Annotated in this window: 13 protein-coding genes; 2 read left to right on the forward strand and 11 right to left on the reverse strand. The window is 40.8% G+C overall.

Annotation, left to right across the window (positions count from 1 at the left end):
* Nucleotides 1-13: 13 nt before the first annotated feature.
* The 6 genes from KH364_RS04810 to KH364_RS04835 are packed head-to-tail and all read right to left on the reverse strand — an operon-like array spanning nt 14 to nt 6194.
* The gene (locus KH364_RS04810; protein ID WP_273298800.1) at nt 14-1615 is read right to left on the reverse strand and encodes a peptide ABC transporter substrate-binding protein; all 1602 of its coding nucleotides are present in this window, start codon (nt 1613-1615) and stop codon (nt 14-16) included.
* A complete protein-coding gene (locus tag KH364_RS04815; RefSeq protein ID WP_273298801.1) occupies nt 1612-2430 on the reverse strand; it encodes a serine hydrolase in 819 nt (272 codons plus the stop codon). Before KH364_RS04815 ends, KH364_RS04810 begins: the two co-directional genes overlap by 4 nt.
* Before the next feature lie 12 nt (nt 2431-2442).
* Complete coding sequence (locus KH364_RS04820) at nt 2443-3390, reverse strand: oligopeptide/dipeptide ABC transporter ATP-binding protein (protein ID WP_105097467.1); 948 nt, start codon at nt 3388-3390, stop codon at nt 2443-2445.
* The gene (locus KH364_RS04825) at nt 3390-4370 is read right to left on the reverse strand and encodes an ABC transporter ATP-binding protein (protein WP_009352667.1); all 981 of its coding nucleotides are present in this window, start codon (nt 4368-4370) and stop codon (nt 3390-3392) included. The genes KH364_RS04820 and KH364_RS04825 overlap by 1 nt, the downstream gene beginning before the upstream one ends.
* Nucleotides 4370-5269: an ABC transporter permease gene (locus KH364_RS04830; RefSeq protein WP_273298802.1), complete on the reverse strand. Its 900-nt coding sequence runs from the start codon at nt 5267-5269 to the stop codon at nt 4370-4372. The genes KH364_RS04825 and KH364_RS04830 overlap by 1 nt, the downstream gene beginning before the upstream one ends.
* Nucleotides 5262-6194 (reverse strand): ABC transporter permease, encoded by a 933-nt coding sequence (locus KH364_RS04835; protein WP_273298803.1) that lies wholly within the window; start codon nt 6192-6194, stop codon nt 5262-5264. The genes KH364_RS04830 and KH364_RS04835 overlap by 8 nt, the downstream gene beginning before the upstream one ends.
* A gap of 134 nt (nt 6195-6328) precedes the next feature.
* Here KH364_RS04835 and KH364_RS04840 point away from each other — a divergent pair, with 134 nt between their 5' ends.
* Together KH364_RS04840 and KH364_RS04845 are read left to right on the forward strand one after the other, a co-directional pair.
* Entirely contained in the window at nt 6329-7162 is an 834-nt protein-coding gene (locus KH364_RS04840) for a pyridoxamine kinase (RefSeq protein ID WP_009352736.1), read from the forward strand.
* A 21-nt stretch (nt 7163-7183) separates the two neighbouring features.
* A complete protein-coding gene (locus KH364_RS04845) occupies nt 7184-7768 on the forward strand; it encodes a DUF805 domain-containing protein (RefSeq protein ID WP_273298804.1) in 585 nt (194 codons plus the stop codon).
* 84 nt (nt 7769-7852) lie between these two features.
* On the opposite strand, the gene KH364_RS04850 is transcribed toward KH364_RS04845, so the two are convergent.
* The 5 genes from KH364_RS04850 to KH364_RS04870 form a co-directional block, all read right to left on the reverse strand.
* Nucleotides 7853-9022: a hypothetical protein gene (locus KH364_RS04850; protein WP_105081390.1), complete on the reverse strand. Its 1170-nt coding sequence runs from the start codon at nt 9020-9022 to the stop codon at nt 7853-7855.
* Between the two features lie 210 nt (nt 9023-9232).
* Nucleotides 9233-12847 (reverse strand): thiol reductant ABC exporter subunit CydD, encoded by a 3615-nt coding sequence (gene cydD, locus KH364_RS04855; protein ID WP_273298805.1) that lies wholly within the window; start codon nt 12845-12847, stop codon nt 9233-9235.
* A 224-nt stretch (nt 12848-13071) separates the two neighbouring features.
* Nucleotides 13072-14091, reverse strand: a complete 1020-nt coding sequence (gene cydB, locus KH364_RS04860; RefSeq protein WP_273298806.1) for a cytochrome d ubiquinol oxidase subunit II — start codon at nt 14089-14091, stop codon at nt 13072-13074.
* A complete protein-coding gene (locus KH364_RS04865) occupies nt 14082-15470 on the reverse strand; it encodes a cytochrome ubiquinol oxidase subunit I (RefSeq protein ID WP_105081387.1) in 1389 nt (462 codons plus the stop codon). The genes cydB and KH364_RS04865 overlap by 10 nt, the downstream gene beginning before the upstream one ends.
* Nucleotides 15471-15533: 63 nt before the next feature.
* Nucleotides 15534-15986: an Rrf2 family transcriptional regulator gene (locus KH364_RS04870; protein WP_105081386.1), complete on the reverse strand. Its 453-nt coding sequence runs from the start codon at nt 15984-15986 to the stop codon at nt 15534-15536.
* Nucleotides 15987-16262: the final 276 nt, after the last annotated feature.

Here is a 16262-nt window from a genome sequence, read left to right on the forward strand (position 1 = left end):
TCTTAAGTGTATCTTATTTGTATGCTTTTTTAAAGTCAACAAGGCCTAATGTAGTCCAGAAATAATTTTGAATCGTTCCGTTCGTTACATAAGGTTGTGTTGTGAAGTACAACGGCATTACAAGAGATTCATCAAAAATCATCTTTTCTGCTTCATGCATCAATGCATCTCGAGCCGCACCATTTGGCGTTATACGAATACGTGCAATCAATTCATTGTACTCATCACTGTGGTACTGACCATCATTATCTTCTGCAGAGAATACTTCTAAGAAGTTTTGCGGATCACTATAGTCAGCAACCCAAGAAGCACGAGCTACTTGGTATTTACCAGCTTCACGGTCTGCTAAGAATACCTTTGTCTCTTGATTTTGTAAGCGTACATCAGCATCAAAAGCATTTACCCATGCATCTTGAATTGCTTCGGCAATAGATTTATGCAACTCGCTTGTATTATACAAAATCGTAATTTGAGGTAATGGATGATTCTTATCGTAACCTGCTTTTTTCAAAATTTCTTTAGCTTGTTCTACGTCTTCGTAAACCAAATAACTACCAGCTTCACGGAAGTCTTCACGGCCATTACTTTCCAGCATGCCATACGGTACGAAGGCATAAGCTGCTTCTTTACCACCGCGAACGATGTTGTTAACGATGTTCGCGCGGTTGATAACCATGGAGAATGCTTTACGTACATCTGGATTTGTGAAAGGATCAGCCTTTACATTAAATACGTAGTAATAGTTACCAAGCATAGGCCCGATATGTAATAGGCCCGCCTCTTCTAAGCGTTTTTGATCCGCTACTGGAGGCTCAACAGTCATATCAGCTTCGCCACCTTCAACTAAGGTGAGACGCGTACTTTGAGACTCACTAATAGGCCAATTCATCTTCTCTGTTTTCACAGATTCCGCATCCCAATAGTTAGGATTCTTAATAAAATCCATTTCTCCATTATGCTTCCAAGACAACAAGCGGTATGGACCATTAGATACCATAGTTTCAGCATTAGCAGCCCAATTTTCATGAGCATCTACAGCTTTTTTGCTCACTGGATAGAAACTATGAGCTGCTAGTAATTTTAAGAAATACGCTGTTGGATTTTCCAAGGTAACTACCAATGTATCGTCATCAATGGCCTTAACACCAACATCTTCTGCTTTAGCGTCGCCACTATTAAAGGCTTCGCCATTTTTTAATACATATAACATATATGCATTGTCCGCATGGACTTCAGGGTCTAATACGCGTTTCCAAGCGTATTCAAAATCATGAGCCGTCAAAGGCTCTCCATTGGACCATTTTAAATCAGGTCGTAAATGGAAGGTATACTCACGACCATCATCAGAGATTTCCCATTTTTTTGCAAGTGCTGCTTCTGGTTCACTTTCATCATTAAGACGAACTAGACCATCAAATAGTTGAAGTTGAACCGTAGCCTCCGGAGAGGTAGTAGACTTTGCGGGATCCAATGTGGATGGTTCCTGCTCAATAACATAACGGATTGTATGCTCATCGATTGGTTGGACCCCACGAGGGTAACCAAATACAAACAAGAGCATACTCACCCCTAGAGCAAGGACCATGAGTTTTAACAAATTTCGTTTATCCATCATGGCAATGCTTCCTCTACAAATACTTTCATGATGCGCCCAACTTGAGCGCCTAACTCTTTACCGCGGTCATTATCAATATCACTCATCAACAAGATAAAGCAAAAATGACCTCTTAATGTTTCTAACACGCCCCCATCATGCTCTACGCGATCAAGGGAACCTGTTTTATGGTGAAAGCGTACGCCTTCGCCCCAGTAAAATGGCAAGATATCACGGAATTGTTGGCGGCCTAAAATATTCCACATTTCACAGCCATAAGCATCTCTATCACGATATTCAAAAATGTGTTTATAAAGACGAGCTAAGGCCATAGCAGTCATATGGTTATCTCGACCCTCAGCTAACGCATCAAAGTCCATCATCATACGATTTAATTCAATCTCATCAACACCGAGTTTCTCAGCACGAGCATTAATATTTTCCATACCAAGTACAGTGATGAGCAAATTCGTTGCTATATTATCGCTGAGCACCATCATGAGACGGCATAACTCAAGATACGTAAAGCTATGTTTACCTACAAGCTCTTGCAGTGCCCCACCACCTTCAACGCGTGGAGTTTTAGATAAAGGCACCGTATCATTAAGGTCCAACTGCTCAGCGCGAGCTAAATGAAAGACATATTCCATAATGAGCACCTTGATCAAACTCGCACTAGAATGAACTGTATCTTCACCTTTAGATGCGATAAGTGTCGGTTCTTCTTCATCATCAAATTGCAATACTACATAGGATATATTCCCTGTAGGTGCCAATTCTTTAATAACCGTATCAAGTTGATTTTCTAAGGACTTACCAACAATTAGTTTTTCCATACTATTCTCCCATTATATGTGCCAGCATGCGATGCGGCGATCAGCCCAATCGCGAAGCGGTGGACGCTCTGTAAAGCAACGACCTTCCGCTTCTGGGCATCGACCACTAAACAAACAGCCTTTTGGCGGATCTAGTGGATTTGGTGGGTCTCCTTTTAGAGGGGCCCCAATTGGTGCATGTGGCATAACTGGGCCATTTAAGGCCGTCAAGGCACGGGTGTATGGATGTTGTGGGAATTCATACAAGTCCAATGCAGGACCTTCTTCCATAACAGCACCTAAATACATAACAACCATGCGATGACTAATGTAGCGCACCATGTTTAAATCATGAGAAATAAAGAGGTACGAAATGCCATGCTCTGCTTGTAAACGTTCAAGCAATGTCATAATTTGCACTTGAATCGATACATCTAGTGCAGAAATCGGTTCATCACAGATGATACATTGAGGCTGCATAATGAGAGCCCGTGCAATACCGATACGTTGGCGTTGACCGCCAGATAATTCATGAGCGTAACGCTCACCAAAGGACATATTTAATCCAACTTGGTCGAGCACCTCTTTTACGCGAATAACGCGATCACGCGGTGTATACTTTGGATCCAGCTCTAAAGGCTCTTCTAAAATAGCATTGACCGTAAGTCGTGGATTAAGGGATGCGTAAGGATTTTGGAATACCATTTGCATCACTGGATGAACAGCTTGTCTCTCCATATAAGGATCAATGTGACGACCATTCATATAAATGGAACCAGATGTAGCTTGATGTAAACCCATCAAAGTGTAACCAAAAGTAGATTTACCACATCCAGACTCACCTACGATACCAAGGGTTTCCCCAGGTGATTGATATAGGCTCACGCCTTGTACAGCGTGTACCGTGTGTTTTGGCTTAAACAAGCCACCTGACAGGGTGAACTCTTTAACGAGATTGTCAGTCTCCCATACGTAACTCATTAAAGTCCCTCCAACTTAGCTAACCAACATGTAAATTGATGATTCTCACCAACATTTGTAACCGTAGGAATCCGATTACCACAAATGCGCATAGCCCATTTACAACGCGGGTTAAACGCACAGCCTCTCGGCAAATCAAATAGATCTGGCGGTTGACCTTCAACGGCTTTCAACTCACCATGCCATTTACCTTGCGGCAATGCGAGTAACAAGCCCAAGGTATAGGGATGACGAGGTTCGTTAAAGATACCTTCTACCGTAGCAGACTCAACGCATTTACCTGCATACATAACCATAACGCGGTCACAAATTTGAGCGATAACGCGTAAGTTGTGAGAAATAAAGATAATACCAATACCAGCCTCTACCGCCAATGTTTGCATAAGGCGTAAAATTTGTGCCTCTGTAGTAATATCAAGTGCTGTTGTAGGCTCATCACAAATCAAAATCTTTGGACGACCTGCTACAGCCATGGCGATACATACCCGTTGGCGCATACCACCACTCAACTCGTGAGGATATTGAGATAAACGTCTTTCCGGCGTAGAAAGGCCCATTTTTTTCAATAAGTCGATGGCTATGGCTCTTTCATCGTAATCTTCACCATAGGCATTAGTTCGATGAATAACCTCATACATTTGCTCACCAATCGTCATAATTGGGTTTAAAGAGGTCATAGGATCTTGGAATACCATGGCAACTGTAGTACCACGAAGTTCATTCCAGTCATCTTCAGTAAATTCTAAACAATCATGACCATCAATCATGAATTTATCAGCTTTAATTTTAGTCTTACCATATGGCAACAAACCCATTAAGGAATTCACCATAACAGATTTACCACAACCAGATTCACCTACAATCCCTAAAATCTCACCAGGCTGTAACGAAATATCTTGGTTGCGAATCACTCGTAATGGACCTTGAAAGGTTTCGATGGTAATGGACACATTGCGCACATCAACAATTGCGTTATTCATTATCTATCTCCTTCCTTAGGGTCTAATACATTGCGTAAGCCATCGCCAAGGAATGCGAAACCAAGCATGGTAACGCTAATGGCAACAGCAGGGAAAATCAATTGGAATGGATAAGAGCGCATGCTACTAATTCCTTCAGAAGCTAATACACCCCAGCTCGCCATCGGTGCGTTTACACCTAAACCGATAAAACTAAGGAATGCTTCTGTAAAAATAGCCTCTGGAATGGCCAATGTTAAGGTAATGATGATTGGACCAACACAGTTAGGCAAAATATGACGCAATAAAATGCGATGCTTTGGAATACCCATAGCTTCTGCAGCTATGATGTATTCTTCGTTTTTAACTTTCAAAATTTGGCTACGTACGATACGGGCCATATTAAGCCAGTACGCGATGCCCAATGCTACGAAAATAGATGTAAGGCCAGGGCCTAGTACAACCATTAACAAAATCACGTATAACAAGAGTGGAATACCGTACAAAACATCTACGATACCCATCATAATGCGGTCAACCTTGCCGCCTAAGTAACCTGCAATACCACCGTAAGCAACGCCAATTACAAGATTGATAAAGGCAGCCACAAAACCAATGGTCAAGGAAATGCGAGCACCGTACATAACGCGAGTGTAAATATCGCGGCCTAATGTATCAGTACCAAACCAATGACTAAAACTTGGACTTTGGTTGGCATCGATTAAGGATTGATCCGCATAAGTATAAGGTGAAATTAGGGGGCCTAAAATAGCCAATACAATCATCACGAGAATGATGCTTGCCCCTACTACAGCCAAACGATTCACCTTGAACCGCTCCCATTTACTAGGGCGCTTAATAAAACTAGTCAGTTCTTCTTGAGGGGCCCGTTCAATAGGTAAAAAATCTTCCTTATTCATCTGTCCCCTCCTCTGTCGTAACACGTGGATCGATTAATGGATAAATCATGTCCACTAAAATATTAAGAAATACTACTAGAGCACTATAGAAAATCGTAATGCCCAAAATAACAGTGTAATCACGGTTATAAATAGATGTTACGAAATACTGTCCAAGACCAGGAATGGCAAAAATTGTTTCTACAATAAAGCTACCTGTTAAGAGGCTCGCCGCCAATGGGCCTAAATACGTAATAACTGGTAAAATCGCATTGCCTAGTGCATGACGCATCAAAATAGTCCAAGCCCCTAAGCCTTTCGCACGAGCAGTACGAATATATTCTTGTTGATACACATCTAATAAGCCACTGCGCGTTAAACGAGCAATGAATGCCATCGGTTGTGCAGCCAATGTTAAAACGGGTAATACCATATACGATGGACCGCGCCACAAAGCTACTGGAAACCACCCAAGCTCAAAGCCCACTACATATACAAGGACAGCACCGATAATAAATGTAGGCACTGAGATTCCCAATGTCGATAACACGGTCACAGCATAGTCTACAATACTATTCGGTCGCATAGCACTAATCGCCCCCGCTGTAATACCACCCACTACAGCTACCATTAAAGATAACAAGCCTAGCTGAGCAGAAATTGGAAATGCATCACTAATAATATCGTTCACACTACGACCTTCATACTTAAATGATGGCCCCAAATCGCCGGTAATAACACCACCTAAATAATCTCCATACTGTTTCCACACGGGATCATCAAGATGATACTTTGCTTCGATGCTTGCTTTCACCTGAGGCGGCAATTTCTTTTCTGTTGTAAAAGGTCCCCCCGGAATTGCGTGCATTAACGCAAATGTTACGGTAATGATGACCCATAAGATTATGATTGCGCCACCTAGGCGTCGAAATACATACCTTGTCATTTCACTATCCTCCATTAAAAGTCTATCCGTTTTATTATACTACATTATGAAGTTAATTTCATGAATAGCATCATTACATTTACAGAAAGCCGTACATAACGTACAATAAAATATATAATTATTTGGAGGTGTCTATGACAGCAGTACCTAGAGTATTAACAATTCAAGATATGAGCTCAATCGGCCGCTGTGCCCTAACCGTTATGATTCCCATCATCAGTGCTATGCGCTGCCAGGCAGTACCTTTGGCTACAGCCGTTTTGAGCAATCACTTGGAGTACCCCCATTATGAGTTTGTAGATTTATCGGCTCACATGAGGGATTTCATGGACTGTTGGGATAAAAACGAAATCGACTTTCACGCTATTGTAAGTGGTTTCTTGGCATCGCCAGAACAAATCCACCTTGTGGAGGAAGCAATCGACCGTTTTGGCAATAATGGACAAATGGTCATCGTCGATCCAGCTATGGCGGACGATGGTCGCCTCTACTCAATCTACACGCCTGATATGGTGGTCGCTATGCGCCAACTTGTTTCCAAGGCTCATATTGTAAAGCCCAATTATACAGAGGCTTGCTTCTTATTAGATATTCCATTTTCTACAGATCCTATTAATGATGATGAATTGCGTGATCGTTGTAAACAATTACATCACATGGGGCCTGATATGGTTATCATGACAAGCGTTCCATCTGAAACACATGCGGTCATCGCCGTCTATGATGGGCCTACAGACTTTTTAAAAACCTACTCTATACCTCTTGTCCCTGTAAAAGCAACAGGAACCGGAGATATTTTCACCGCTGTATTATCAGGTGCAGTAATGAGGGGATATTCACCTTATGATGCAGCAGAACTGGCAATGAATTTTACTACTAAAGCAATTCAAGCTACAGTAGATACTGTAAAATCAATGAAACATGGTGTAGCATTTGAGCTAGTCTTGCCAGAATTAACTCAACTATAAGCTATACATAAAGGGGAACTTATGGATTTACTCTATGTTGTATTACGAACATTGCTCATATGTGCCATCGGTTTACTCATTGCATTCCAAGGGCGTCGCATGGGCTTATCGATTTTTAACCTGACGGGACGGTTAAATCGACTACAATTCATCATATGCTTTATCGCTCTGATGATTCTATTCCACATCGTTCACTATATCGATGATCTATTCTTGGACTTTGTTGTCTCTTTACCTGCATATTGGTTTACAAGAATTATTATTTGGATTTTACTTGCAGCCCTCTTCCCATTATCTTGCATTTTATTTGGTCGTCGTATTCACGACATCGGCTTTAATGCATGGGCAGGGATTCTCTGGTCGGTAATTATGATCTTCATCAATACCTACTCTGCTGTATCTCCATTCAATTACTTGCTTGAACTCTTCATATGGCTCATCGGTTTCCTATTCTGGGTATTGCCTGGTCAGCCAGAACCAAATCAATATGGTAACCCACCATTTATGCCTGTAAATCGACCAACTTATGAGTCGATGCAACAACCTAAAACAGAAACAGAGCGAGAAATTAGAAAAACAGTCCGTAAACGTCGTAAAAAACGGTAAAACGATAAGAAAATTTAATCATGAAATAGAAAAAACGTATCTCTAAAGAGATACGTTTTTTCTTTCTTATGTTGTTAAAACCATTTAGTTCATGATCAACATTAACTCAATTAATGTACAACCAATATAGGCGATGATAAACTTAACCTTTTGTTTACGGGCTCTATCATCATCGGCTATCTTAAGTCGATTAGCGAGGAATCGCTTGTCGCGAATTTGTAACAACAAATGTTTAATTCGCTCTTGGCTTTCATTAGCAGTACACTCATCACAGTCAGAGGTCAGCGTAGCCTGCTGCATGAAGATGCGACGATGGAGCTTGCGCATTTGAATCTTAATATTATTATGTACAAACGCACTTTGCCACTGTTTACGAGAGTCAAAATACATGTACAAATACCGCGGAATATTCATAACCAAGAAGGAAATGATGAAAATCCCTAAGGAAATTAAGAAGTACGTGGAGAATGAGAACTCCAACGTTTCAGTTGGCAAGTAATGATGCAAGATAACAAAGGTAATCCATACACCAATCGGCAATAAAAGAACTGCCGCAATATCGATAGAACGTAGCCAACTAGTACGAGTTGGTACATCTGGCACCGTAAAGGTATCTACTGGATCATGGAATGCATAGTAATCAAGCTGCAATACAGATTGACTAGTACGAGGATTCCCCAAAAGAACGGGACCATTACTACCAATATGGCGTTCTGGTAACGGTATAAATTTCTTTACTTGTGTATTTGGTAATAGGTCAAATTGAATAATGCCTTTTTTCTCAAAGCGTACAGTTGAACCCTTTTCACCTAATGCAATAGGATTAAAGAATACGCCAAATAGGCTGAGGCACCAGTTACCTACTAAATGTAAAAGGGAGTTTAAAATAAACCCACCTGTATCTATATTATTTGTATCAAGGCGAATCGCAAAGGATGATGAGTAATCATCAAACCATAGATCCTCTAAGGTGAATTCCACATTAATCACATTCCCCCATTTAGTAATAATGGATAGGAATATTTGGTTATTTGGTTCAAATTCAAATGTTACAGCATAAAAGAACCAGTGATTGCGAAGAGCGGCACGCAACATACGATTGATAGTGTCTTCTTCTATATATAGCAACCGATGGTCAAACAAATCTTCTTCTAAAGGAGTATTTTCTATAATAGGCTCCTTATTTACCGCCGTATCACGATCAGATAATGCTTCATCCACCAAAGCTCTTAATTTGGTGAAAATTTTAGTCATAACCCCTCCAAGGGTGAGAAATTAGCTTTCGATATAAAAATTATACCATATACTGCATGATTTATCGATAAAAGACTCCCATATCTACTATTAAATATCGGTATACATAAAGCCCCTTTCGCATAGCGCAAGGGGCTTTATTACTGTACTTTAATATACTACCTATTATAAGTTAATAATTATAATAGATACTTATACTGATATTAATTTTTATTGAATACTTGCCATAGATAGATAGCAATATTCGTAGAAATGACCACGCAACGCTATGAGCTCTTCATAGGTGCCATCTTCCACAATTTCACCTTTATCCATAAATAATATGCGGTCCATTTGCTCTAAACCTTCTAATTGATGGGTAATATATAAGCATGTTTTACCTTCTACGTAGTGCATCAAATCGCGATGTAAAGCTTTTCGAGTTACTTGATCTAAGCCTTCTAGTGGTTCATCTAATAAAACAATTTGAGGGTTTCGCAAAAATAATCTTGCTAACGCCACACGTTGACGTTCACCGCCACTTAGTCCATGTCCACCACTACCAACGATTGTATGTATACCATCGGACAGCTTATCTACAACATTTTGCAAGGATGCACGGTGTATGGCTTGCTCTAACTCATTAGCTGTTGCTTCCGGTCTGGCAAGGCGAATATTATCACCAAAGGACGCATGGAAAATATAGGTGTCCTGAGTAATGGTACCTAATGCATTACGCCAGGTATCCATAGAAATATCCTTTAATTCTACATCTCCCACATGGATAGAACCGTTGTAATCATATAAACGCTCTAGCATATTAAATAATGTAGTCTTACCGGAACCACTGGCACCCACGATGGCAATCGACTGACCTTGTTTAATATCCAATCTAAGGTTCTCGTAGATAGTATGCGCATGATCATAGCCAAAGGATACATTTGTAAAAGTAATATCTCGATTTGGATTAAAAGGCTTAGGCTCTAATGGCTCTACAACCGGTAATGGCTCATTTGCAAGTGCTATAAGACGGCTTGTGGCTACTTTACTTTCAGCACCGTGATGGACCGCTGCAATCATCGGTTGTAACGCTTCAAACCAAGCTTGCGTACCAATAGCGGCTACCGCCACCATTACGCTAGCCCACGCCCCAGTTAATACATTAGCAGCCATAATCGCTACCACAACAACAGTTAACTGAACACCGCCTAGGAATAATGTGTTGCCTAAGTTCATACCACGATCAATAGTTCCTTTATGCCCGTCAACATGTCTCATCATCTGTTGAATTCGTTTATATACAAGATTTTCATTGCCATAGCTAATAACATCTTCGAGGCTATCCATAGTATCACTTAACAGTGCTTTATAGTCCCCTTGTTGAGGCCCAATAGCACGTAGAGATTGTTTATTATGGGCGTAAACAACTAATGGTACTACTACCCCTAAAACAAGAGCTGCCATTAAAATTGGCATAACCAAGCTATCATCAATCGTAGATGCTCCATAAGCAACTAACGCCGTCAAAGCAATGGCTGCTACAGGTGGAATCAGAGTTCGCAAGTAGAAGAATTGTAATACCTCTATATCCCCCATAATGCGACCGAGCATATCACCGGCACCAAATCGTTTTAAAATAGCTGGTGCTAATGGCTCCAAATGTGCATAGAACCACAGGCGCAAACCATAGAGGCCTTGGAAGGCCATACGATGCGATGTGTAACGTTCAAAATAACGACATACTGCACGACTAACACCAAAGAAACGAACCCCTACGATGGCAAGACTTAAATAGGTAAGACCTGGTTGTAACGCAGCCGACGCTAATAACCAAGATGAAACTGTTAACAAACCTACATTCATGAAGACCGTGAGGAATGTAAATATCAAGGCTAACACTAAGGACCACTTAGCAGGACTTAGAACTGCGAATAATAGCTTCCACCCTTGTAAGCCCATTTTCTGTATCTTCACATCATGTTTATCAAGTGTAGATGATTTAGTCACCGCATCAGTAATAACTTCCTGTTTCTTAGCATCAATAATACACGCCTGTTTCAGAGTTTCATCCATAGCAGCTATATGTTGCGCAGTTGAATATTTACCTGCTTTTAATTCTTCTTCTATGGCAGAAGAGAATTGTCCCAAGCCAGATGCTACGAGGTCTTTAAAATAACCATCCACAGCAACTAGCTCTTCATAAGAGCCTTGTTGAATAATGATGCCTTGTTTTAAAACATATAGTTTAGAAGCCCAGTGCATCGTTTGTAAGCGATGCCCGATAATGATGACAATCTTATCCTTCATCAATTGTTGAATAGCTGTACTGATGATAGATTCCGTTTTTACATCTAAATGGGCTGTTACTTCATCGAGAATCAGCACCTGCCCCTTCCGTAGGAATGCACGTACTAAGGCAACCCGTTGACGCTCACCACCACTTAAACCTAAACCACCTTCTCCGATGACCGCATCAAGACCGTCAGCATGACGACTGATGACATCTAAGAGTTGAACCTCTTTACAAGCATCAATAATTTCTTTATCACTTACATCCATGCCAAAGGATAGAACCTCACGCAAGGTACCTTTCATAATGTGTGGATGTTGAGATACATAGGTAATTTGTTGGCGCCACCAGTCGATATTTAAATCACATATATCATGACCATCTACTGTTACTGTACCACGCGGCGCTTGCAAGAACCCGCCTACAATATGTGCAATAGTGGACTTGCCCGCCCCACTTTCACCAACGAGCATAATAGGTGCATTGCGTTTAGCCTCAAGCGTTATATGGCGAACTCCATTATCACTATTCTTATAGGTAAAAGTTAAATCCTTAATCTCAATATGTTCTACAGAACCATCTAATCTTGTGGTCCCACCAACAGGTAAGGATGGTTCACGATTCATAAAGTCTTCGTATTTTAAAATTGAAGTTTTACCTGCCATTCCCGTGTGGAAAGCAGCACCCAATTGTCTAAACGGTGTATAAAACTCTGGTGCCAATAGCAAAATAAAGAACGCTGGGAAGAAGGCAATCTCACCATCTAGCAAGGTTAAGCCTAGATATACTGCAATCAAGGCCGTACTAATGGTGCTTACTAGTTCTAGCACCAATGCTGATAAGAATGCTACGCGCAATACTTTTAAAGTAGAATCTTTAAACTCTTCAGATAAGCGACCAATAACTTTAATTTGATCTTTTGCACGACCAAATAATTTAAGCGTAGTAATCCCTTGCAGAACATCTAAGAAATGCCCTGACAAAAAGCTCATGCGCTCCCATTGCTCTTTATTTAATCGATCAGCTTGCTTACCGATTAGAATCATAAAGAATGGAATCAATGGCACCGTAACAATCAAGATAATACCAATAATCGGTAATGCATCTACGATAGCAATCCCCATGATGAGCGGAATCATAATAGCGTATAAGATTTGAGGAATATAACGAGCTACATAAGCATCAACCTGTTCCAAACCATCCGTAAGCAAATGAATTACATCACCGTGACGCTCCTTATGCTGTACACCAAGCTTAAACATATGCTCTAAGGCATGCTCTCTAAAAGATGCTTTCACAGCACTGCCCAAACGATTTGCCACAGCCTCTTGTATATAATGAGCTAACAATCGCACAATAATGGCAATCGTCAAATACGAAATTGTATTCATCTCATCAGCTAAGGTATTCTCTAAAAATATAAAATTATTAATTAAGGTTCCAAAGAACCAAGCTTGCCCAACAATGGACAGACTTTCTACTAAGCAGGTTAATCCCAGTAGTAAAAGCTGACCTTTATGTTCTAGCAGCGCTTTAAAAGCGGTACGCTGTATCATATTATCCTCTACGGTAAAACTACTAAAAATATAAACTCAAATTGATTAGATTTCCTCTATCTAAGTCGTACTCAGATTAAGCTAAACTATAATCTAATTGAGTCCAAATGAATCTAAATTTATCAATATTATTCATCTTACCACAAAAAAGAGGCGTGCCGCTACGGCACGCCTCACATTGAGACCTAAATTTTACAACTCACCAGAGTTATAAAGCTATTCTATTAATAGTGTAAGTCTTTTTCTGTTACACGATGACGGAATGTCCAGTATACCCAGCTTTGGTAAACCAAGATAATTGGCACAAATACGAAAGCTACACAAGTCATCAATGTTAATGTGTAAGTAGAGTTACTTGCATTTGTAATAGTTAAGCTCCACTCAGGATTCAAAGAAGAAACCATGATGCGAGGGAACAAACCAGCAAAGTAAGCAGCCGTTACAGAGATAACGGTTAAGGAGCTGAATACAAAGCCCCATTTTGTATTACGAGTACGTGTTGCGCCCCAAGAAATAAGGAAGAACACGATTGCCAACGCAAAGCAAACAATTGCCAATACGGAGTTGAACAAATCTGTAAATACATAAGTTGCACCTACCAATGCTAATGCACCGATAGCTGTAGGAACACCTACTACCAAGGAAGCTGCACGAGCGCGTTCAGAAATAGCACCAGCAGTTTTGATAGAAGTGAACAAACCACCGTGGTATGTAAATACCAAGATGAAAGCGATGCCACAAAGCACTGTGTATGGGCTTAACAAATCAAAGAATGTACCTACATACGTCATGCTTGCATCGATTGGCGTACCTTGGATCAAGTTACCAACCGTAACACCCCACAATAATGCAGGAATCAAGGAACCAAAGAAGATGCAGTAGTCGAAAGTTTTACGCCATAACAAGTTAGGGCTCTTGGAACGGAACTCGAATGCTACGCCACGCATGATAAGCGCTGCAAGCATCAAGAATAACGCCAAGTAGAAACCACTGAACAATGTAGCATATACATGAGGGAAGGATGCGAATAATGCACCACCTGCAGTAATCATCCAAACCTCATTACCGTCCCATACAGGACCTAAGGCATTGATCATTTGACGACGTTCAACGTCAGTTTTACCGATGAATGGTAACAAAATACCAGTACCATAGTCAAAACCTTCTAACAAGAAGAAGCCAGCGAATAGTACAGTAATTAAGATAAACCATACCACTTCAAGGTTATTAAAAATTAATTCCATAATCTCGCCTCCTCTTTTTCAACTACATCGTGAGATGGGTTGCCATCTGGACCTTTTTTGATGTGTTCTACAGCAAGGTAGATAGCCGCAATAGCTGCTACGATGTACACAAGGGTAAAGCCGATGATTGTAGTCATAATTTCTGGAGCTGTAACGGATTTAGAGGCACCGTCTGCAGTCAATTGTAAGCCATATACAAGCCATGGTTGACGGCCCGCTTCAGCTACAAACCAACCAGTGGAGTGAGCGATGAATGGCAATGGCAACATCCAGAACATAATTTTCAAGAATGTGCGATTTTCAACAAGTTTGTCTTTTGCATTAAGGATAAGACCTACGAATGCAACAAGTAACATAAGGGAACCAGCTGCAACCATGACACGGAATGTCCAGAAGATTGCTGGAACGTCTGGAATATAGTTACCAGGACCGTATTGAGCTTCAGCTTTAGCTTGAAGATCTTTGATACCTTCTACTTTACCAGAAGTGAAGGAGTTTTGAGTCAAGAAGGACAAGCCACCAGGAATTTCAAGAGCGCTTGTGTTCTTTTGAGCTTTAGTATCGATGTTAGCAACTAAAGAGAATGGAGCTGGATCTTGTGTTTCCCACAAAGCTTCCATAGCAGCCATTTTCATAGGTTGTACTTTTGTAATGTATTGACCTTGGTGATGACCTGCCATTGCGCCTAAAGTGCCGAATACAAGGGCAATAACCATGCCCCATTTAGCAGAACGACGGTAGAATTCTGTCGCATTATTACGCAATAAGTGCCATGCACTGATTGCCATAATGATTACGCCTGCTGTTAATAGACCATTCAACACGATATGGAAGAATTGGCCAGGTACATAGCCATTTTGAACAATTGTCAGGAAGTTTTCCATCTCTGCACGGCCATTGCGCAATACAAAGCCTACAGGATGTTGCATGAAGGAGTTCGCTACGAGAATCCAGAACGCAGATAGGTTTGTACCTAATGCTACCAACGTAGCTACAAGGGCGTGAACGCTTTTATTTAAGCGGTCCCAACCGAAGATCCAAACACCCATGAATGTAGATTCCAAGAAAAATGCCATTAATGCTTCAAGGGCCAATGGAGCGCCGAAAATGTCACCCATAAAACGAGAATATTCTGCCCAGTTCATACCGAAATGGAATTCCTGAACGATACCAGTTACCACACCCATGGCAAAGTTGATTAGGAACAATTTGCCCCAGAATTTTGCCATTTTTTTGTACACTTCTTTACCTGTAGACACATATGTCCACTCTAAGATAGCGACAATCACTGTCATGCCTAGTGTGAACGGCACAAACAACCAGTGATAGATAGATGTTAGCGCAAATTGTAATCGAGCTAAATCTACAGCTTCAAACATGTGTTTTCCTCCTTAGAATAAAAAACTTACATCACTTGATGAGCTTTTACTAAAAACCTTGAATCATTGTGCTTGTAAAAAAGGTAAGGACCCCGCTACAATAGTTTGTTCACGTTGCGCGAGGATTTTAAAGTTAACCTCTTTCAACTGACCAATTAATTGATGCTGAATCGTCCCCATTGCTTCATTTATAGCACAATGCCCCTTACAAGATTTAGAGCAAGAACCTACATCATATAAACACCGTTGTAAATACGCATCCCCTTCTACCGCTCTAATTACATCGAGCAATGAAATCTCTTGAGGGTCTCGATTGAGGGCAAACCCACCATCTACACCGCGGAAGGATTTCATAATCCCTGCTGCAATGAGACTACGCATAATCTTGAGCAAAAATCGTTCTGGAATCAATTCTTGCTCAGCCAATACAGCACCTGTTATCTTCGTACCCGAAGGTAACATCGCCATATGTAAGACCATGCGAAATGCATAATCCGTGGCCTGATTTAATTTCATAAGGTCTCCTTTCTCGTGCACTCGGACAAACGTATTACTAAATCTAGTATAATCGAAATAAAACAATACTGCAATGGTATTGTTTATATATTGAGAATTAAACAAACCAGTTTTTATGCCCCTAGTTTATGTCTTACATGGCAAATTTAGAGTCTATAATGATAATATTTCATACCTAATCAGAACCACCCGTAAAACGGGTGGTTTGCTCACGGGCTATAAGCCCGTAGTACTAGGCCAGCGTCTAAAGGCGCTGGCTTTCACTACGTTCAAGCC

The sequence above is a fragment of the Veillonella sp. oral taxon 158 genome, from assembly GCF_018376515.1.
Lineage (GTDB): Bacteria > Bacillota > Negativicutes > Veillonellales > Veillonellaceae > Veillonella > Veillonella rogosae.